Origin of the sequence: Reyranella sp. (assembly GCF_044224635.1) — a bacterium.
Lineage (GTDB): Bacteria > Pseudomonadota > Alphaproteobacteria > Reyranellales > Reyranellaceae > Reyranella.
Genome location: NZ_JBGAKA010000062.1, coordinates 1 through 19,118, shown reverse-complemented (window position 1 = coordinate 19,118; position 19,118 = coordinate 1). Strand labels below are relative to the sequence as shown.

General features: G+C 65.8%; 18 protein-coding genes and 1 pseudogene. All 19 read right to left on the bottom strand.

Going from position 1 to position 19,118, the window contains the following annotated elements; genetic code table 11:
• Positions 1-3,774, bottom strand: a complete 3,774-nt coding sequence (locus tag ACILR9_RS33815; protein ID WP_395714393.1) for a host specificity protein J — start codon at positions 3,772-3,774, stop codon at positions 1-3.
• Positions 3,774-4,547 (bottom strand): hypothetical protein, encoded by a 774-nt coding sequence (locus tag ACILR9_RS33810; protein ID WP_395714392.1) that lies wholly within the window; start codon positions 4,545-4,547, stop codon positions 3,774-3,776. Before ACILR9_RS33810 ends, ACILR9_RS33815 begins: the two co-directional genes overlap by 1 nt.
• Positions 4,544-5,278, bottom strand: a complete 735-nt coding sequence (locus ACILR9_RS33805) for a C40 family peptidase (RefSeq protein WP_395714391.1) — start codon at positions 5,276-5,278, stop codon at positions 4,544-4,546. The genes ACILR9_RS33810 and ACILR9_RS33805 overlap by 4 nt, the downstream gene beginning before the upstream one ends.
• A gap of 4 nt (positions 5,279-5,282) precedes the next feature.
• Complete coding sequence (locus ACILR9_RS33800; protein ID WP_395714390.1) at positions 5,283-5,993, bottom strand: phage minor tail protein L; 711 nt, start codon at positions 5,991-5,993, stop codon at positions 5,283-5,285.
• Complete coding sequence (locus ACILR9_RS33795; protein ID WP_395714389.1) at positions 5,990-6,340, bottom strand: phage tail protein; 351 nt, start codon at positions 6,338-6,340, stop codon at positions 5,990-5,992. Before ACILR9_RS33795 ends, ACILR9_RS33800 begins: the two co-directional genes overlap by 4 nt.
• On the bottom strand, positions 6,340-8,193 hold the full coding sequence (locus tag ACILR9_RS33790; protein WP_395714421.1) for a hypothetical protein: 1,854 nt from the start codon (positions 8,191-8,193) through the stop codon (positions 6,340-6,342). The genes ACILR9_RS33795 and ACILR9_RS33790 overlap by 1 nt, the downstream gene beginning before the upstream one ends.
• Positions 8,190-8,423, bottom strand: coding sequence for a hypothetical protein (locus ACILR9_RS33785; protein ID WP_395714388.1), 234 nt, complete (start codon positions 8,421-8,423; stop codon positions 8,190-8,192). Before ACILR9_RS33785 ends, ACILR9_RS33790 begins: the two co-directional genes overlap by 4 nt.
• A gap of 122 nt (positions 8,424-8,545) precedes the next feature.
• The gene (locus ACILR9_RS33780) at positions 8,546-8,983 is read right to left on the bottom strand and encodes a hypothetical protein (RefSeq protein ID WP_395714387.1); all 438 of its coding nucleotides are present in this window, start codon (positions 8,981-8,983) and stop codon (positions 8,546-8,548) included.
• A 132-nt stretch (positions 8,984-9,115) separates the two neighbouring features.
• The gene (locus tag ACILR9_RS33775; RefSeq protein WP_395714386.1) at positions 9,116-9,964 is read right to left on the bottom strand and encodes a type VI secretion system-associated protein TagO; all 849 of its coding nucleotides are present in this window, start codon (positions 9,962-9,964) and stop codon (positions 9,116-9,118) included.
• A gap of 541 nt (positions 9,965-10,505) precedes the next feature.
• Positions 10,506-11,771, bottom strand: coding sequence for a hypothetical protein (locus tag ACILR9_RS33770; protein WP_395714385.1), 1,266 nt, complete (start codon positions 11,769-11,771; stop codon positions 10,506-10,508).
• Positions 11,772-11,785: 14 nt separating this feature from the next.
• Complete coding sequence (locus ACILR9_RS33765; RefSeq protein WP_395714384.1) at positions 11,786-12,544, bottom strand: hypothetical protein; 759 nt, start codon at positions 12,542-12,544, stop codon at positions 11,786-11,788.
• Between the two features lie 349 nt (positions 12,545-12,893).
• Positions 12,894-13,379 carry a hypothetical protein gene (locus ACILR9_RS33760; RefSeq protein WP_395714383.1) on the bottom strand — a complete coding sequence of 162 codons (486 nt, stop codon included), beginning with the start codon at positions 13,377-13,379 and terminating at the stop codon, positions 12,894-12,896.
• 29 nt (positions 13,380-13,408) lie between these two features.
• Positions 13,409-13,963, bottom strand: coding sequence for a hypothetical protein (locus ACILR9_RS33755; protein ID WP_395714382.1), 555 nt, complete (start codon positions 13,961-13,963; stop codon positions 13,409-13,411).
• A gap of 44 nt (positions 13,964-14,007) precedes the next feature.
• On the bottom strand, positions 14,008-14,217 hold the full coding sequence (locus ACILR9_RS33750; protein ID WP_395714381.1) for a hypothetical protein: 210 nt from the start codon (positions 14,215-14,217) through the stop codon (positions 14,008-14,010).
• A gap of 8 nt (positions 14,218-14,225) precedes the next feature.
• On the bottom strand, positions 14,226-15,221 hold the full coding sequence (locus tag ACILR9_RS33745) for a hypothetical protein (protein ID WP_395714380.1): 996 nt from the start codon (positions 15,219-15,221) through the stop codon (positions 14,226-14,228).
• 93 nt (positions 15,222-15,314) lie between these two features.
• Entirely contained in the window at positions 15,315-15,770 is a 456-nt protein-coding gene (locus tag ACILR9_RS33740; RefSeq protein ID WP_395714379.1) for a hypothetical protein, read from the bottom strand.
• The gene (locus ACILR9_RS33735; protein ID WP_395714378.1) at positions 15,760-16,353 is read right to left on the bottom strand and encodes an XkdF-like putative serine protease domain-containing protein; all 594 of its coding nucleotides are present in this window, start codon (positions 16,351-16,353) and stop codon (positions 15,760-15,762) included. The genes ACILR9_RS33740 and ACILR9_RS33735 overlap by 11 nt, the downstream gene beginning before the upstream one ends.
• 272 nt (positions 16,354-16,625) lie before the next feature.
• The gene (locus ACILR9_RS33730) at positions 16,626-18,500 is read right to left on the bottom strand and encodes a hypothetical protein (protein ID WP_395714377.1); all 1,875 of its coding nucleotides are present in this window, start codon (positions 18,498-18,500) and stop codon (positions 16,626-16,628) included.
• A 3-nt stretch (positions 18,501-18,503) separates the two neighbouring features.
• Positions 18,504-19,118: pseudogene (locus ACILR9_RS33725) on the bottom strand (hypothetical protein); the annotation flags it as partial.

Below are 19,118 nucleotides of genomic sequence, written 5' to 3'. Positions count from 1 at the left end.
TCACACTCCTCTCGCCGTCCAGCTGACGGTGCCGTTGGCTCGAACGCCGCTGCTGTCGAACAGCAGCACCTTGAAACTCGCGGGGTTGGGTCCGCCGGCAAAGCTGTAGACCGCCGTCAGCGGCGTCGTGCCAGCCGGAGTCAACGTGATCGCCGCGACCGCGGCAAAGGATTGGGCAAAGGTGACAAGCGTCCCTCCCGAATCGGACGCGACGGCGGCGACGTTTCCGAAATCGGTCTTGAGCTTCGCCGCCAGCTTCAGTGACAGGCCAGCCAGGATGCAGAACGCCGCGCCGCCGCTGGTGAAATCGACGGTCACCCGCACATAGCGGAAATTGGCCACGTACTGCTGGCTTCCGGTGCCCACCGTAGTCCAGCTCGTGCCGTTGAGGCTGGTCTCGATGGTGATGATGCCGGCGATCGCCCCGTGGAAGTCGACCTTGTTTAGGGTCACGGTCGCCAGATCGGTGGCAATGACGCTGCCGAAATCGAAGGTTTCCCTGTATTGCGCCGTCGTCTGCGCCGGCTCGATGAAGTAGGTATAGCCGGCGTTGATCTGGTCCTGCGGCGAACTCCACCCGCGCGCGCTGAAATGCGACGCCCAGCTCTCGCCGGTGGCGACCGGCCCGATCAGCTGGCCATTCTCGAGATGAAGATTGGTCTTGGTGCCGGCGAAATTCGACTGCCATTCGTTGTGCAGCACATAGTCGGGCGGCACGCCGACGACAGCCACGACGGAAGCTGGAGCCCCTTCGTTACCGGCCGTGTCGACTGCGGCGACCCAGTAGCTGAAGGTACCGCCCACCGTCTCCGACAACGACGTGAACGTGCCCTGCTTCTGGCCGATCACCGTACCGCCGGCCCACGTCGTGCCGCGCTTCACCAGGTAATGGGCAATCGGCAGGGCCGACGATCCGACGATCCATTTCAGCAGCACATTGTTGTCGATCACCTGCGCGGTGAGCCCCGACACGGCACCGGGAATCGACACGAGGACGGTCGTCGCCACGGCGGGTCCGACCGCGCCGGACACGTCAATCGCAGCGATCCAGAACAACCGGGAGCCGGCCCACGTGATCGGCGCCTGGAAGGTCGTCGCCTTGGTCGTGCCAACCAGGGTGCCGGCAGCGAAGGAGGTGCCGTAGCGGATCTCGTAGCGATCGACGGTGAGGGCGGAGGATACGGCCGGCCAGCTCAGGCGATAGTCGGTGCCGTCGATGACGCCCGTGACCGAGGGCGATCCGGGAACGGTCACGGTGACCGCGAGGCTCGCCGGATGGGCGCTGTAGACTCCCTGGGGCGCGGTCACCGCCGCCACCCAGAAGGTGTAGGTTCCAACGGCGAGGCCCTGGCGGGCGAATGTGGTCTCGACCGTGGTCGCGACCACCGTGCCGGTCGCCCATGATGGGCCCTCGCGGATTTCGTAGCGGCTCACGTTGAGATCGGGCACCGGCGACCATTTGAAGGCGACGCCGGTCGTGTCCGTCAGCAGAGTGAGGCCAGTGACGTCGGATGGCTGGATCTGCGATGTGAGTGTAACGGCGAGCAACTCGGCCCAGGCGCTCACCTTGCCATTCAAGGACTTCGCGCGGACCCTGAAATCATACACGCCTTCGACCGAGTCCTGGTACTCGATGCTGGTCGTCGACGTTACGCCGACATCGACATACTGCGAATCGTTGGGCCCGCGCACCTGGACATCGAACGCATAGACTCTGGCGTCCTCGGGCTTCGACCAAGACACGATGATCGACGTGCCGATCGCCGAGCCGGCGACGTAGTGGTTCAGCACGGCGCTCGCGCTGGTCGGCGGTGCGATCGGGCCCGTTGGAACGACATTGTACGGGACCGAGGTCGTGACAATGCCGATTTCGATGCGGCTGAACTTGGCGGCGTCGTAGAAGACTCCCATGACCTCGAACGTCGCCGGACCGACCTCGACGTTGGACACCACCAGGAAATCGCGCGTGGTGAGCGCCGTCGACGTCACTACCCAGACGGCATTGACCAGGGGCACGGCCGACAAGGCCGCCGACCAGGTGAAGAGACTGGTGCTGCCCGGCGCGTTGGTCAGCGTCCGGCTCGCCATCGTCCCGTCGGGCAACATGAGACTCAGCGTGTAGGTGCGGCCGGCAACGACAGTGTAGGGGGCGTCAATGGCGAGGCTCGTCGCGGTCGCCGACACGGCGCGGCCGCCGAACACGGTCTGGGCGTAATTCTCGTCGGCGATGGAAATGATGTCGCCGGGGAACTTGTCGGCCATGTCGAGACCGGCCCGGAAATGGACCGTCTCGGTTGCCGTGCGTTCGGTGTCGAGCACCCACTTGCCGGCCCGGATCGCCTGGCCGCGGCTCGTGCAGCCCGCCGCCACGATGTCGATCTGCCGCACGCCATACAGCCCCACGCCGGCCGGATCCTCGACGAACTCCGCCGCCGATCGATAGCCGTCGAGGGGATCGTTCCAGATCACCTTGGCCACTGTATGCCGCGCCTTCTGCGAGGTGCCTTCGTACTTGAACTCGCCAGCGATCACGTTGCTGTTGGTGAACAGGGCGACCGGTGCCTTGGGCATGTCGGCGGTCGCCCGTACCGCGCCCGAGCTCCAGAACGGCATGCCGCGGAAGATCGACGCCATGGTGTTGATGGCAGCGTAGGCTTCCTGGCGATTGTTCAGGCAAATGTTGCAGGTGAAACGCGGCTCGACGCCACCATTGCCGTCGTCGACGCCCTGGAACACCATGTTGGCGCCGCTGGCGACCACCGCATCGCAGTACTGGGCAATGGTGTAGAGATCCCACTTCCACGGATCGACCGCGCTCGCCGGCAGGCCAAGCCCGTAGCGCGTGTTGGTCAGCAGATCGTAGAAGCACCAGGCGGGATTGTCCGTCCAGCCGACCGACCAGGTGCCGTTCCAGGCACCGGTGTACTGGCGGGTGAGCGGGTGGTAGTTGGCCGGATACCTTACCTTCAGGCCATAGAGATCGTACGAGCGTGCCGGCGCACTTCCGCTGAACTGGGCGGTATCGATCTGGATACCGCAATAGGCGACATTGGGATGGGCGAGCTTGCCGTCGGTCACCAGGGTGTACGACGTGAAGTAGAATTCGTCCTTGATGCGGGATTGGTCGACGTCCACGCCGGGTCGCTCGACCTTGAGCTGCCACGACGTTCCAGCCGGCAACGCGATGCGATGATCACGCTGGTAAGGGCTGGTGCATTTGCCGTCGAAGGCGTCGGCGACCTGCAGCACGAACGGCCCGGCGCCGGTTTTCAGATGGATGTTGTAGGCGGCGCCTCGGGTCTTCACCGAGCCATCCATGTCGGTCTGATCGTAGAGCGCCGGAATCGACAGCTTCACGATCACCGCGCTCAGCGTCGATGTCGGGTCGGTGAAGGTGACAGTCACCGGCGACGAATGCGTGACCTTGGCCCCGAGCCCGCTGCCGACCTGAATGACGCTGCGGCTCGACGGGAAACCCGCCATGTACGACTGGGCACCCCATGGCAAGCCATAGCGCGTGTCCCACGCGATGCCGGTGAAGTTGAACGTGCCGTCGGCATTCTGCAGCGGCGTGTCATTGAAGAAGATCGACTGGTCCTCCGCCACCAGGCCGCGGATCTCGCCCTCGCACCAGACGTCGAGGAAGCGGGCAATCGAGCGGGACTGCATGGAGTTGGGTGCTTCGCTCGGAACGCGGCCCATCGGCTGCGTGCCCTGCCCTTTGGCGAACACGCCACCCCGGCCAAAGACGGGACGCTCCTGCCTGATCTCCATCACAGCTCTCCGCCGGAGAAGCTCGCGCGCGCCGTCGTGCCGCTTACCGCGCCGGCGCTCTGAGCACCCTCGACCTGATCGGTGCTGACCGACGAGGACACCAGCGCCGAACCCACGCGCATGCGCCCATAGACGACGGGAATTGGGCCACCCTGCTCAGCGGTGTTGGTCGGCCCATTGTAGATGAAGGACGGACGCGCCTCCGGCCGCTCCGCGGAGTAGCTCGGCGCGGCATGCGGCGTCGGCGACAGGAGCTGCGATACGCCGCCCAACGCGATCATGGCGCCGATGCCGGCAATGCGGCCGTAGGTGACGGCGCCGATCAGCGGCAACTCGACCGAAAATCCCAGCCCCAGGCCGGCTGCCGACGCGGGAATGGCGAGACCCTCCGCGCTCGCCGCCGCGGCGGCCGTCCCCAATGCCGTGGCGCCGGCGGTGAAGAACGCGCCGGCGATCATGGCGACGCCGAGCACGATCTTGCCGACGGTCAGGCCTCCATTTCCCCCTCCGTGACCGTAGGCGGCCGGCACGATGTGCAGGTCGTGGCGGCTGAGCGGCATCGCCACCTCGGCCAGAGCCATCGGTATTCCCGCACGACGCGTCGCGCCTTTGACGAACGAGTAGGCTGGTCCGCGCAGGAAATCGCGCTTGAAACCCGGGTGATTGGCGTCGAGCGCCCACACCGCCTCCGGCAGGGTTTCGATGTCGAATGCGTGGCGCCAGCCGTAGCGGCGCCCCAGCACACCGTAGAGGTAAACTGTGCGCAGCATCATGCACCGCCTCTCGCCGCCGGCGAGCGTAGACGCATGGTCTTGCGGTGAAACTTCTGGCGCCACGGCCCCAGCACGTCGATGCGCGAGAGCCGATTGCTGAGATGGTGCAGGACCAAGCCGTGACCGAGGTAGACGCCGGTGTGGTTGATCACCGTCGCGGCGACCTGGAACAACGGCACATCGCCGATCTCGAGCTCCTCTTCCGGACCAAGGGCATCGAACGCGAACTGCCCGAGATTGGCCTCAATGACGTCCTGGCCGAGGTCCCACCAGCCCGGATCGCGTGGCGTCAGCGGCAAGGCGAGAGCCCTTTCCTGACGGTACCAGTCGCGCACCAGGGCGTAGCAGTCGGCGACGCCGTGACGGAACACGCGGCCTTCGTATGGCGCAACCGGCAGGCTGTCGCCAAAGAAGAACAGCTCGGCGCCGTGCACCGGGTTCAGGGCGACAATGCCCCACGGGACTTCGCCTTCCGCCTGATAGGCCATGTCCGTGCGCGTCGGGCAGGCCGGGCCGTCGGGATGGGAATGGATGACGGCCCGCAGTCGGCCTGACTGTCTGGCGAGGACCATCGTCCCGCCGTCGATCTGGAAGGAACGGATCGGGTCATCGGCGATGTTGGGGCACGGCACGTACGCGTCGTCCAGGATCAGGCCGCAGGACTCGCGCGGGGTTTCCGCCTTGGCGTGTTCGATCAGATCGTCGCGGCAGCGCGGGGAGATGTCGAGCATGGGTTCAGCGTGTCTTGGAGATGCCGGGGAAGCCCGAGAAGGGCAGCTCGTTGGCAGAGCCGAAGCGGGCTTGGCAGCCGGTCAGCCGCTTGCTGCATCGGTCGGCGGCGGGATCGGTGGTCGACGCGTCCTTGCTGGTGAACTTCGCCGCACCGGCATAGGGACAGGTGCCATAGACGAAGGCCGTTCCGGTCCAGCGCCGATAGGTCTCGCTGCAATTGTCGCGAATCAGCTGGCGACGCGGCAGCATGACGCCCTGCTGGTCGAGCGCGGCCGCCAGCTCGAACTCGATCAGGCCCTTGGTCTGCTGCGACTTGCGATCGATGAAGTAGATGTCTGGAATGAAGCACGAGTTCGGGTCTGCAGTGGGCTGGCCGTCGAGGTACTTCACCAGCGTCTTCCAGCGCGTCACCCTGGCGCCGACCAGATCGTTGTACTGGATGACTGCCGGCAGCAGCAGCCCGGCGACATTGCCAACCGTGAGCTTCGGCTTGGGCAAAGCTCCGCGACCCGCCCATTCGAAGCCCGAGGCTTCGAGCGGAAAGGGCGTATAGGTGTGACCGCGCCACGCCGGCAGTGCCCCGTTGATCGTGCCGGCGCACAGGTACCAGATGTCGCTGCCGCCCAACGGGTTAGTATCGATGTCGAACAGCACGACGATGTCGCCGGGCGCCAGCGACTGTGCATCGGCGGACAGTGTGGCTGACAGGGTCACAGGTCGAACACCTGCTCGAACCGCGCCTTCATCGTCCCGGTGTTGCCGCTGGTCTTGCTGACCGACCAGGACTCACACTTGAACTGAAGCGCACTGCCGGCGCCGGGCGGCGTCCACAGGAAGGCCAGATAGCCCTTCTGTGCGGCGAGAAAGGCTTCGATGGTGGTGCATTCGGCGAAGGCAATGCCCTCCCACACGACCTGCCAGGTCTGTGGCGCCGCGTTCAGGCCATCGCCGGCACGTTGCTCGTAGCCGTTGCCGAACGCGTTTTTGAGCGTCCGCGGCGTCCGGGACAGCTCGGTTCCAAACGACGCGGCAATGCCGGGAAAGCTGGTGGTTGTCGGCATCAGTGAGCCAAGCCGCTGCCGAGATAGCCAGATGGATTGAGCAGGCCGCCCGGCCGCATCTGCTCGGCGAGATTGCGATTGAAGGCCGCGCTCACCATTGCGCCGATGTTGCGCGCCTGTTCGGCTGGATCAGGAGCTGCACCGGCACCGCCAGCAGTGCCGCCTCCCGCCACGTTGATCACGATGTTGGTGGCAATACTGCCGATGCCCGGCCCAGAGCCACCGCCGCGCAACGTCACAGGGATGCGCCCGTTGGGCACCGGGACATAGGCTTCTGGCGTCGAGCCCTCGCCGAACAAGGCGAGCTGCGGGGTGGCGGCGATTCCGCCGGATGCATAGGTGCGCAGCGGCAAGGGACCATGGCTGGTCATGATGCCGCCGCCCTCGAACAGGGAGGTGATCCAGCCGAAGGCACGCCCCAGGAGACCAGCGTCGCCGACGTTGCGGCTGCCTCCGAACATCGCGTCAGCCAGCGGCCCGGTGATGTTCTGCCGGACGGCAATCCGCGCAAAGTCGCCCACCACCGAGTTGACCAGGCTGTGCATGGCGGATCGCCAATCCCTGGTCTGGGTCAAGATACCAGCCAGGGCCTGGTCCGTAGCCCCCAATGCCTTGGCGATCCCGCTGCCGTAGGCCTGCCAGCCCGCGGTCGCCTCGCGCAGTTGGGCATCGATCGTATCGTCTCTGGGGGAAGCCGACCCGATCCACTCGGGAACCATCATCGTCGGCGGTCGCCGACCGACGCCGGTGTCGATACCGGAAGCGCGAGTCTCCCGCGACCAGGTCCCGCGATCCGCGGCACCCTCTGCGATCTCCCTGCCGGTCGGAAGGAGACGCTTCAGCTCGAGCGTCAGGCGTTCCAGCAAGCGCTCCTCGCCCTTCCTGCCGTCCTCGATCTCGGGCCGTTCCCTGATCTGCGTGATCGCCCGGGTCACCTCGCGCGACAAGGAGGCGACAAGACCTCGGATGTCGGTCATCCCTTCCCGCCGCTCCGCGGCAATCATGGTCGCGAAGGATGACGCGTCTGTTGCGGATCGCTCCAGAGCCTCTCGGGTTGGATACCCGGACTCAACCGAAGAAGTAACGTTTCCGCCCGACACGACCGACACAGGGTGAAGAGATCTGAGCTCCTCCATCATTCTTGGATCGATCGGGTTCTCCGATGACCTGTACTCATTCACTGGGTCGGGCACACCGCGGTGCTCCGGACCGAGCGAGGCGTTGGCACCGGTGCGCATCAGAAGCACCCGATTGCGCAGGATCGCAGTGATGACCGCCTTCAGTTCGCTGGCGGCCGTCAGGTCCGGCAGGCCGAATGCGGCGGCCAGAGCACGCCCCTCGCGGAGCCCGAGATAGAAATCCTGCCTTTCGAGGACTCGATGATCACGATCGCTTCGCGATCCGGTCGAAGCCCGATCGTCTGCTGCAGCGGATTGTCGGCCGGTCGAGGCAGTCCTTCTCCGGTCTTTCCAATCAGTCTCGTCAACCTGATCAAGTCCCCTGCCCTGCCGAACGAAGAGCGGCTCATCCCGCTCGATGCTGCGCACGTTCCTCTGCGGCACGGCGTCCCTGGCAGCCTCCGTCTCATGCGCCGAATCTGCTGAGCTGGAGGTCACCCACGCCATCGGCGCCGGGTTGTCGGCAACGTCAGCGGCGGCGCCGCGCACGCCGCCGGTCAGGCCCGCCATTCCCTTTGCCGTCTGCTGCAACGATTCCCGAAAGACGTCGATCTGCCGGGCCGCCAGCCTGTAGGCCGTGCCCATGCGGCTCGTCGCCTCGTCGTGCTTCCTCAGGATTTCCGCCGCTTCCTTGCGCATCCTGAGAACGAAGTGCAGCTCGCTCTGGGCGTTCATCGTCTCTTCCTGGCTTCCTCTCGTTGCTGCGCCTGGCACTCGGTGACGACCGAGTGCACCAGTCGCATGAGGGTCACGTACTTGACGGCCTGGCCCATGATCGAGCCGTCGTCGGCCAACACGCCTTCCGCGTAGAGCGCATAGAGTCCCATGAGCTCGGCGAAAGCGGCGGGATCCTCCTTCACCGGTCGACGCGGGCAGGCCCACGACTCCACGCCATCGAAGACCACCGGCGCCAGCGCCTTGTCGATCCAGGCGCCGGTCTCGTCCCGCCGCGCGTTGCATCCGTACTCCTTCTGCTGGCGCGCCGAGCATCTGCTGCAGACACGTTCCGGCAGCAGGACGAGTGCGGCTACGCCGCGACGGACTTTTTTACGTCGTCGGGCGTCACCTCGTTGATCTTGCGAATGGCCGAGGCGAGCTCGCGAACGAGGTCCTGGCTCAGCAGGGCAAGGCACTCGTCGGCCACGGCGACATACTTCTTGCCCATGACGATGCGGTCGGCGGTCGTGAAGGCCACGTCGTTGCCGCGATCGTCCTTGAAATTCTCCCAGCCCCGAAGGCCGAAGCGCACGGCCTCAAGATTGGCCTCGCTCATCTTGACCTGGGCCATCGCCACACCGCCAGCGTCATTCTCGGTGAAGGTGAGCGTGCGGTCGAACACGTAGGCCGACACGAACGCGTCGATCGCGCTTATTGTGAATTTCGTGGCGTCCGCCGAGCCCTTGGCCGGATCGCTGTCCGATTCGATCACCTTCACGGACGACAATGTGAGTGCCCTGATCGCCATTCCGCCCTTCCCTGGGATGCCCGCCGACGATGCGAGCACCATATCGGCCGAACGCGCGGCGCCTACCTGTCCCAGTCGGGCTGGCTCGCTGCTGCAGCCAGAGACGTGTCGTTCCGGCCGTCGCTGTCGCGGCTACTTGAGATTGCAGGCTTCCCGAAGCGGTGCCGCATCGTCCTGAAGTCCTTCGAGCCGGAACTCGAGGGTCTGGGCAGGCAGGCCATAGGGAGTCACGCGGACAGCAAGATGCCTGGCCGCATAGAGCCGCTTCAGGAAGGGGGCGGTCCAGGGTCCCAACAAGCCGCGCCCATCCGTGGAGATCGCCCAATACTCCGAGACCCAGGGTGCCGAGTCCAATCGCCATTGAATGGTCTGGCCCTTGCGCAGCCCCAGGAAGCGCGGCCACGAAATCACCACCGTGATCCTGCCCCGCACGCATCTCACGACGAGTATGCCCGGCTGATCGCTAGCGGTACCTTCCTGCACGCTGCCGAGCGATCGGGTCGCCAGAGTAACCGATTGCGACCCGTCTGCCGGATCCATCTCGATCTTGGTTCCCCAGGTCGGCGGCGCCGGGGTCTTTGCACCAGGTTGCCCCCCTTCCTTCGGCTGACGAAGGGCGATCTCGTAGGAGCCATCCGCGGCTCGAACCGCCTGGGCCAGCAAGCCATTGCTGTTATAGAGCTCGAGGATATCCAGTCGGGACGGCTTTCCGGTCAGCTGCGTCATGGTCGCCCGTCCGCCGATCACGGTCGCATAGACGGCGGCGTCGAGCCTCTTGCCGAGTGCCGCATGAACTCTGGCGATATCAGCCGGATCGGCTTGTACCTCTGCCAGCACCGCCGGCAATTGGCAGGTTGGACACACGGTGAACGGCAGGATGACGACCACGCTCTTCGCGACCGCTCGCTCGTCGCGGACAGGAACAACCTGATCGGCGGCGACCGGCACGGAGCCCGTTGTGATCGCCAGCAGAGCCGACATGCGGAGAGCGGCCCCGAGCTTCCAGATCCGACGACCGGAAAGACGAGCGGGCAAAACCAACGATCCCTCCCTCTTCGACTCAGGGCATTTCGCGGGTGCCAAAAAGACCGTCATCCCGAGCGAAGCTGCCCGATTCGGCACTGTTTACAGCGCCTTTGGCGGCGCAGTCGAGGGACCTTCCCTGTTGATTCTGCAGCAAGACAAGGTCCCTCCCCTACGCCTCGCTTCGCTCGGCTCCGGTCGGGATGACGGTATTTTTGCCATATGCAAACGCCCTGCTCCTCGGCTGGCGCGTCGGCAGCATCTGGAATGGTCCGGGGCTGCTGACGCCTGCCTCTCGAATCCTCCGCGATCTCCAGGAACGGCTGGGCCCGTTTTTTGCAACGCCTGCGTCAGTCCCGCCGTTCCTCCAAGAGTACCATCCGGGTCCGCGGCGCCGGAGTCGTTTCCCGGTCGATTGACGCATCTCTGACTGACGGAAAAGAAGGGCCGCACCGTCGCCGGTGCGGCCCGAGTTACCCGCTTCTTGTGTTTCGAGCGGCTAGCAGGCGTAAAGCAGGATTTCGTCGTCGCCATTCAGACGATTGAATTGCAGGGCCGCGTCGAGGGCGACGAGGCCGTTGCGATCCTTGTAGGTGAGGCCGGTGTACTGCACCGCCGGCGCATGGATCGCCCACATGTTGCCTGTCGCCGTTCCGACACGCATGCCGAACGGCATCTGCCGGCCGTTGGCGAGCTTGGACCAGAAATCCTGTTGGCCAACCAGCGTCGCCTCGGGATCGACACCACCCGTCGAGCTGCGCTCCGTGACTCTGATGCCGGTGAAGCCGTCGGCGGCGTTGATCGACATGCGCGGATCGATCTTGTTGCCGATATCGTAAGAGAAGGTGTCGACGGCGCAGATATTGCTGACCGGGCTCGCCACGCCAAAGCCGTCGAGATGCAACCGGCCGAGCTCGCATTGCTGCGGCAGGGTGGTCTCGAATACCGGGTTGGCCGGCAGCGGCACGTCGTTCGGAGCGTTGTAGAAGCCGGTGAACTCGAACTCGACAGTGGCGCGCTGTCCTGCCTGCGCGTTGATCTTGTAGGAGCCGTAGGCGCCAGTCAGCAGATGCGCCATGCCGTCCTTGTACATGCGAATGGTCAGGCTGCCATAGGCAGTCTCGTCCGACGACGGCAGGTACTGAATTCCCGGCGGCCAGGCCGTCGCCACCCAGGCCTGCCCCGTCACGAGCGTGCCTGACCAGTTCGGCGTGATCGTCGCCGCGGCAAGGCCTCCGCTCAGCGACAGTGCAGATCCCGAGATCATGGAGACGTTGGTCTGGGTCGCCGTGCCGTCGTCGTAGCTGATCGAACAGCGCGCCACGCCCGACCCACCGCTGGTGGTGACCTGGACGTGGATCGTCTTGGGCTCCGCGAGCGCGGAGAGGCTTCCGCCGCCATTCCAGGCGACTGCCGGCGTGTTGGGCTGGGCGGCCGCCAGGAAGGCGCCCCACCATGCCGCGCCGCGCGTCGTGGCGACCATGGTGCAGCCGCGCAGCAGCCGGCCCATCCGGCTTTCCGTACCAACGGACCCGCCGCCGCGCAGCTCGTGCTTGAACGACATCCTGCCCATCTTGCGGGTGATGATGTCGGCAATCGGCGAGAGGTCGTTGCGGTAGAGGTTGCGCTGGATGTTGCTGACATCGAGCTTATAGTCGGCGTCCTCCACCAGCATCGGGCTGGTCGAATCGGTGAGCGTCGCGGCGATGCCGTAGCTGCCCTCGAGCTCGGCATACACCAGGGTCTTGCGCGTGAGGATCGACATGTCGGGACTCCCGCTCAGGCCGCCACGACGAGCGCGGTGCCGCCCGTCGCGGACCGGCAGGCATTGAGCTTGGTCGCAAGCTCCTTGATCGCGGCGGCGACGCTGCCCATCACGGCGGTGGCGTTGGCCGCCCTGACGATGGCATTGGAAGCGCTCAAGTCGGCACCCGAAGCGGCCGTTCCGGTCGAGATCGCAACATCGGCGATCACCAGGGAGCTCGATTCGAGACCACCGGAGTTGTCGACCAGGGGCGGCACGCCACAGGCGACGCAAAGCATGTCGACCGAATAGCCGAGCTGCGCGATCCGATTGCGGATGTTCGCCAAAACGGCGTTGGCGCCGGCGGCTGACGCCATGGAGGCTCCCACGCCGCTGTAGGAGGCCGTGACCGCGCCGATCGTTCCGTCGGCCGCCGTTCCGGAGAGACTGTCGACCAGCACGCCCGAGAGCGCCGGCACCCTGGCGTGCAATTGATTGCACTGGGCAACGATCTCCTTCAGCGCATCGACAGCCGTGGCGAAGCCCGCTTCGAGCGCCGCCTTCTGCACGGCATCGTTCGTCCCGACGACGGCCGGCGTGAACGCCGCGATGGCGTCGACCGTGCCATCGGCCGATGCACCTCCGGAGTTGTCGACCAGCGCTGGCACGGCCGAGGCGGCGATGCGGGCGACGCTCTGGGCAAGGCCGCGCAGCGCTGGCGTCAACCCGTTCTGATCGACGCGATACACTTGCGACGCAGCCGAGAAATGATTGGCATAGATTCGTACGGGCATCAGGGCGCACCTCTTGGTCGTGCGAGGCCACGATCGGCCTCTCCATGTCGGTATGATTAGGCGGGTACTGCGCCAGGAAGAACGTCCGTCAGCCGCAGTGGCTCACCTCTGCCGCCAGTCGCTTGAGGCTGTCGGGATACGGGCGCCAACGTTGACGGCGCCCGAAGCAAAGTCCTCATCCTGAGGAGGCTGCGCAGCGGCCGTCTCGAAGGATGGGCCGCACAGAGAATCGTAAAACAAGCTGGATTGCAGCGCCCATCGTGTTGCCCACCAAAGGGCGAAGGTTACCTCGTCCGATTCGAGACGCGGCCCTCCGGGCCGCTCCTCAGGGTGAGGTGAACTTTCGGACTCAAGCCAGTCGACGTGGGTCCCGCACGGCGTGCCGGTAGGTCATGTCGAGGAGGACGGCGCCGCGGATATGTGTCTGGTTGTCGTCGCTGACCTTGTGGTCGTTGCCGACCTCCTGGAGATCGATGACCAGTCCGCCGAGAGAGGGATCTTCCGACACGCGGCGCTGCAGCGCGCCGAAGGCGAGGTTCATCGCGGCCGACGGTCCTTCGCCGGACTGGATGACGAGGCAGACCTCGAGCGTGACGCGCAGCACGCACTCCTTGACCATCAGGCGATTGGTCTTGATCTCGTGGCCGTCGAACACGCCGATCGAGCGCTGCTTCTTGAAAGTCCACTTTCCCGCCGGCGCCCAAAGCACCTGGTCCCAAGCAAATCCGTAGGGGTCGCCCCCGGGCAAGTGACCGCGCTGGGTCCTCAGACGCTCCACCAAGGTCTCGAGGGCGCGCTGCCGGATGGTGCGCTCATCGGGCACGAATACAGCCATGGACCCCTCGCCTCCAACAGCCAGCATGCTCAGAGCGTACGGCTCGCCCGGGGGATCTGCGCCCAGGGCAGGTAGCGCATCTTCGACTGGATGATCCGGTCGAGCTGCGATTGCAGTACCGACGCATCGGTGGTCGAGAGATTGGTCACGAACGACGGGTGGGCATTCAAGGCGATGCGGGCCGCCAGTTGCGCGGCGAGCGACAGCCAGGCCGGCACGTCCTTGTAGGTCTCGCAATCGTCGGTGCCGAAGCCCGCCTGGTAGGAGACCCGCAGCCACATGGGCTGCTCGCTCGCCCGGCAGAGCACACTGACCACACCCTTCTCGCGATCGACGTCGACCCGGTCCGTAATGTTCCGGGCCGACGCGCCGAGGTCGCTCCGGTCCTGCGCTGCCCACACCGTCGGCGCGGCGCGGACAAATCCGCGGGAGAGAGCAAAGGCCGTCGCGCCGTCACAGATTCGAAAGTCATCCTCGCGCGAAGCGAGGTCGAACGCTCCGCAGCGCAGCCGCGCGGCAAGATCGAGCGTGGCGCCCTCGAGAGCAGCGAGAATGACATTCTCGCCGTCTCGACCGTTGTCCACGCCAGTCGCCTCCTGGACCGATTGCAGCGTGGCAAGACGCATGGCTAGAACGAGGCCGTGGGTTCGGCGGGCTGCTCCCGCCTTGGCGTCGCCCGGGTGCCAGCTTTGCGACCGTCGAAAGCCACGGTGAAGTACTGCGGCAGATCGGCCAGCGCCTCGGCCACCTTATCCGCCACGACGGCGGGCTCGTTCGCGGTGAACACGATCCCGCCATAACGGTAGGTCTTTGCGCCGTGCAGCGTTGCTGTTGCCATCACCAACCTCACACCGAGGCGATATTGGTGAACTTGACCAGCGCGTCGACCTCCTCGACCTGCACGGCGACCCGCGCCGTCAGGACGACGATGTACACGCGCTCGGTAATGCTCTTGTCAAACTCCAGGCTGACTTGGCGCTGGATGCCGAAGATCAGGTTCTTGGGGTTGGTAAACAGGCCGACGGCCTCCGGCATCAGCTGCACGGCTTCCAGCGGCACGCCGAACGGCGACAAGCCGCCGCGGCCCTGGACCTGCGAATCACCGAGCGCGCCGACCCGGTTCGCGATCGTGTCCCGGTACTCGACCTCCTGGTTCACGGAGACGAAGTGCTTCATCAGGTTGAGGTTGCGCTGGTACTGGCCCGGCATCGCCTTCATGCCGGTCTTGAACAGCTCTTTGGAGATCACCGCATTGTTCCAGTTCACCACGTGCCCGCCGGCGGCAAGCTTGAGCCAGCCGTTGAACATCGACAGGTAGGCTTGATCATCGGCGTCGGCACCGTTGGTGTAGGCCGTGTCGGCGAGCAGGCAGAGTTCCTCGAGGTCGAGGGCCGCGCGCTCGGCGATCAGCGTCACGATCGTCTCCTGGAGACCGGAGCTCCACGGCGTGTTGGACGCTGCGTTCTCGGCCACGGTCATGCGCTCGATGTTGTCCTCGAGGACGTCGTAGGGCAGCCGGACCTCGGCGATCACTTCCTGCGTCGTCATCGTGATCTGCTCGGTCGCCGGCTTGGCGCGGCCGCCGAGGCCCGTCGTCGACACGTTGTCGAGCGCGACGCCCTGGGTCGCCTTGCGCAGGATGCGCTTGGCAAAGCCGATCTTGTTGATGCGGCGCTGCGGCGCCGTCATCTCGACCACGCGGGCCTGCCGGATCAGCGTCGGCTCCTTGATCAGCTTGCGGATGAACGCCGCGCCCTGTTCGGGCTGCAGAAGCCCGCCATTGGCGCTGAGATCGGCGAGGGCCAGGTCGGCCTTGCTGAGCAGGGCTGCGTTGGCAGTCATTGTGTTGGCCCCTCCCTGGGGCGCGCCGCCTTGCGCGGCAATCGAGAACGAAACGATGAGGACGAATGACGAAGACGAAGAAGGTGGCGGCGATCAGCCCGGACTGCCGAAGCCAGCCATGCCGGTATCGAGCAGCGGCGGCGGGCGGACGGCCTTGCCGGTTCGCGCCGGCACGGCCGGAGGGTCGCCATAGGCAATGCCGATGACGGCGCCCTTCATGCTGGCCTCGGTCTTCCTGACCGTGGCTTCAACGGCTTCGAACCGCGCATCGATCGCGTCGAGCCTCGACTGCACGAGTCCCGACAATTCATCGAGCGACTTCACCAGAGCGTCGAGCTTCGCCGCGACCGCCGCGTCGCCAGGATCGGGCTCGACAGTGGTTTCGGCCGGTGGGGCGGCTTCCGATTTGTGAAAGAACTTGAAGAAATCCACGGGACTTTCATCCTTCTTGGTGAAGCGGAAAGGAATGCGGTTGGCGCCCCGTCGCACGAGGGAGACGAACCGCACGTCGACGTCGCTCAGCGCGTGAGCCCAAATTCTACGGAACACCGAGCAGATTCTCCGCGAACGAGTAACGATGGAAGTGACCGGCGGCGTCCTCGGTCACCGTCCCCTTGAGGATGCCGTGCCTGTGCCCCTCGACCTCGTCGGTTTCGCCACCGAGGAACTGGCCCGCCTCGTCGAAGCTCACGACGAAGCGATGGGTGTGGCCTGCAGCCTCCTGCGATAACCCGGAAACGCTGTCGGGAATGTCGAGTTGCACCGTCGCCGAGGCGCGCAGGCCGACGCCTTCGAAGGAGAAGCCGTTCAACTCTCCCTTCTTGATGCGCGCCCACAGGGCCGCATCGGGCACGCGGACGCCAATCACCCACGCGCCGGGGATGAAGGTCGGATCGCCGTCGCGGGCAATGAAGCTCTCGACGATGTGAGAGCCGTTCGCCGCTCGGTCGTGGTCGGTGTCGACCGCGGCCTGTCGGCCCTTCTGCAGGAAACGGTAGGCCGTCTTGCGAATCTCCTCGGCCGACATGCAATCGCCCTGGGCATCGACCAAGCCTGGTGCGAGCACCTCGCCGAAGACGATCTGAAGCTCGGCATCGGTTTTCTTGATCTCGACTTCAATTCGATTGGACATTTGATCCCGTGCTGGTTGCCGGATGTCGCCGACACTAACAAGGGTGCAAGGATGCGTGAGAGACCGCTTCGACCGATGGCGTGATTTGGCGGCAAGAGTGAGCCACCGGCCCGGCCCACGCCGGGATGTCGTTCACCAGACCGCACCGCACAGCTCCGCCGGGGTGGAAGCCGCACGCGGCTCACCCTGATCACCCTCAAACGGTTCCATGATGACGATCCGGACGCGGCGTCCACCCGGTCCAGTCAGGCCCGAGTGGACACTGCTGCACGTCAGCGACGCGCGTGAGGAGACGTGTACTCGACCCGCGCACGACGACGCTCGAAGATGACCGTCGCCGTGTTGTAGGCATGGACGGCCGGGTCGTAGGGCACTTCCGCCCGGCTGGCGTCGAGAGGTTGCGCTGTTTCGTCCAAAGCCGTGGCCGCGGTCGCCAGGATGGCCTCGACGAGCAAAGCCTGCTCATCGACACGATCCCCGATCGAGCTCCCTCGATCGATCTGGTCGACTGCTCCTGCCACCTCGCCCAGAGACACGATGGCAAGCACGGCGCCGACCGAGGCCTCACCGATGGACGTCGACTCTGCGCTCGCTGCGACACCGGTCGCCGACATCGCCGCGGCAGCGGCCGCCGAGACCATCTCGAGCGCCGCCGCTGCAAGCGCGCCCAGCGCTGCCTCCGTGTCGGCCGCCAGCGTGCTTTCTTCAGTCCCGGCGAAGTACTCCAGCGTGCCAAGAGCCGCGTCGGCCGTCGCGCTGTCCTCTGCGCAAAGGGCAGACAGGATGAGGCTTCCTGCGAGGGCGTCGACAAGCGTGTGCCGCTCGTCGAGCAAAGCGGTTGCTGCCATGCCGGCAATGGCCGACTCGGCTGCCTCACCCCCTTCGACGACGATCGAGCCGTGCACCAGGGTGGCGACCGCGACACCTGTCGCGGACGCGGCCTCCGAGACGGAGTCGCCGAGCGATGCAAGGGCATCGCCATCGTCAAGCGCCAGCCCGGAGTCCACGACCTGGGCTGGCCGGAAAACCACGGCCGACACCGCCGCCATCGCCGTTTCGTCCTCGACCGCGACCCCGCCGGCGGTCCAGTCGGCGTCGCTGCTTTCCTCCGCGCTGGCGCGCTCCTGCGGATCGTCTCCGAAATAGACGAGGCTGCTCGCTATCGCCTCGGCGACCTCCGCCGCTTCGGCGTCGACGGCACTTTCGCCGAACAGTCGACCGGCATCGATCGCCACGTCCGCAGCTGCCATTTCATCACAGCCAGCCTGGCAGTGGTTCGTGGCTTCCGCGAGCTCCAGCGTCGCCACGCTCTCCACGGCGTCGCCGGCCAGATCTGCCGCACCTCCGGGCACGTCCACGACCGCGGCACTTTCGCTTGCCACACCGGACGCCGTCGACGCCGCCCACGCCAAATCGCTGGCCGCACCACTCGCGTCATCGAGCCCGCTCACGATCGAGACGGCCGGCGAGCTGTCCTCGGCCGCGGCGAGCTCGCTGCAGCCGGGGCTCATCGACAAGGATCGATCTGACGCTTCGGCCGCGCTCGCCGCCTGCGCGGCGCTGAGCGACAGAATAGCGTTGCTCGCACACTCTTGCGCCGCGCTTGCCGCCTCGACGACTTCCTGCATTGCTGCCTGCGTCGCCGAGACGGCATCATCGACCACGGCAAGCTCGTTCGCCGCCCTGGGAACGGCCAATGCGGTCTGGACAACTTCAACCGCCGAACCGAGCTCGCCGACCGCGACAACGAGGCTCGCCGTCGCTGCCCTGACCTCCGCGGCTGCTACCACATCATCGAACAAAATTGCGATCGTCACCGTGCCACTTCTGACATCACTGGCCGTCAGCGCTTCAGCGATCGCGACCGGCCGAGCGGCAACGGCGGTCGGCGTGTCCACCGCCGAGACGGCCTCGCTCCGTCCTCCCGCCTGCACCTGCCCGGCGACGTACCTGTGTCGCGTCAGGCGGGCAATGCGCCGCTCGAGGGATGCTGATGGTTCGCGATGAAGCCATGCATGCGCCCGCTTGCCCGAAAGATGACCAGCCGGAAAACGGCGCGCTGCGCCGTCGAAGCTCCCGCGCGTACGCCACAGCAGGTTCGCCCGTTGGGTGACGGGCGGACGGCGAAAGACGTGAGCTTTGGCCATCGCTCAACGCCTGATGTAAGTCAGACGCACTCGCCTGTCGCCCGCGGGCGGCGTGGCGGGCGCAACGATAGTCCAGCCGCTGTTGCCGCCCCCGTCCGTGGAACTCGTCGCGGTGAACGTCGCACCGCCCGAGGCATGCGAGTCCTTCAAGAGCAGCCACTCGCACGCGATGTCGCCAGTAGCGCAGGCCAGATGCCAGGCACTCCCATTGCTGCCGCTCCTCAACGTCGTCCGGGCGCCTGCGCCGGCACCGCCGAGCGTCAGCGTCTCGACGCTCTGGGTGCTGTCCGCCATAAACTCGATCACGTGCAACCCGGCATCCGACCGGAAATCACTAAATGCATTGGAGCCGGTTATGCTGAGCGTCCCGCCATAGGCGCCCGAGAACCACACATTGTGGTAGATCTTGCCACCTCCGTTGAACGAACGAATTGCCGCCGACGTATTGGTAAACTTTATGGTCGACGTTCCCGCCGACAACGCGCCTGCCACGAAGTCCCAGGCTGCGCCGGCGCCGGTGACCGTGACCACGGACCCATTCAGCACCGTCGAGGCGCCGGCATCGGTACTCCTGAACTGCCCCACCGACACCGCGTAGCCTGCGGTATCGAACACCCC

Coding starts and splice junctions, on each gene's coding strand:
- ACILR9_RS33810 (WP_395714392.1), bottom strand. CDS start 4,547: ATGATGCTGCGCACAGTTTACCTCTACGGTGTGCTGGGGCGCCGCTAC.
- ACILR9_RS33795 (WP_395714389.1), bottom strand. CDS start 6,340: ATGCCGACAACCACCAGCTTTCCCGGCATTGCCGCGTCGTTTGGAACC.
- ACILR9_RS33790 (WP_395714421.1), bottom strand. CDS start 8,193: ATGAACGCCCAGAGCGAGCTGCACTTCGTTCTCAGGATGCGCAAGGAA.
- ACILR9_RS33750 (WP_395714381.1), bottom strand. CDS start 14,217: ATGGCAACAGCAACGCTGCACGGCGCAAAGACCTACCGTTATGGCGGG.
- ACILR9_RS33770 (WP_395714385.1), bottom strand. CDS start 11,771: ATGTCGATCCTCACGCGCAAGACCCTGGTGTATGCCGAGCTCGAGGGC.
- ACILR9_RS33735 (WP_395714378.1), bottom strand. CDS start 16,353: ATGTCCAATCGAATTGAAGTCGAGATCAAGAAAACCGATGCCGAGCTT.
- ACILR9_RS33815 (WP_395714393.1), bottom strand. CDS start 3,774: ATGGAGATCAGGCAGGAGCGTCCCGTCTTTGGCCGGGGTGGCGTGTTC.
- ACILR9_RS33730 (WP_395714377.1), bottom strand. CDS start 18,500: ATGGCCAAAGCTCACGTCTTTCGCCGTCCGCCCGTCACCCAACGGGCG.
- ACILR9_RS33780 (WP_395714387.1), bottom strand. CDS start 8,983: ATGGCGATCAGGGCACTCACATTGTCGTCCGTGAAGGTGATCGAATCG.
- ACILR9_RS33775 (WP_395714386.1), bottom strand. CDS start 9,964: ATGTCGGCTCTGCTGGCGATCACAACGGGCTCCGTGCCGGTCGCCGCC.
- ACILR9_RS33745 (WP_395714380.1), bottom strand. CDS start 15,221: ATGACTGCCAACGCAGCCCTGCTCAGCAAGGCCGACCTGGCCCTCGCC.
- ACILR9_RS33805 (WP_395714391.1), bottom strand. CDS start 5,278: ATGCTCGACATCTCCCCGCGCTGCCGCGACGATCTGATCGAACACGCC.
- ACILR9_RS33760 (WP_395714383.1), bottom strand. CDS start 13,379: ATGGCTGTATTCGTGCCCGATGAGCGCACCATCCGGCAGCGCGCCCTC.
- ACILR9_RS33765 (WP_395714384.1), bottom strand. CDS start 12,544: ATGCCCGTACGAATCTATGCCAATCATTTCTCGGCTGCGTCGCAAGTG.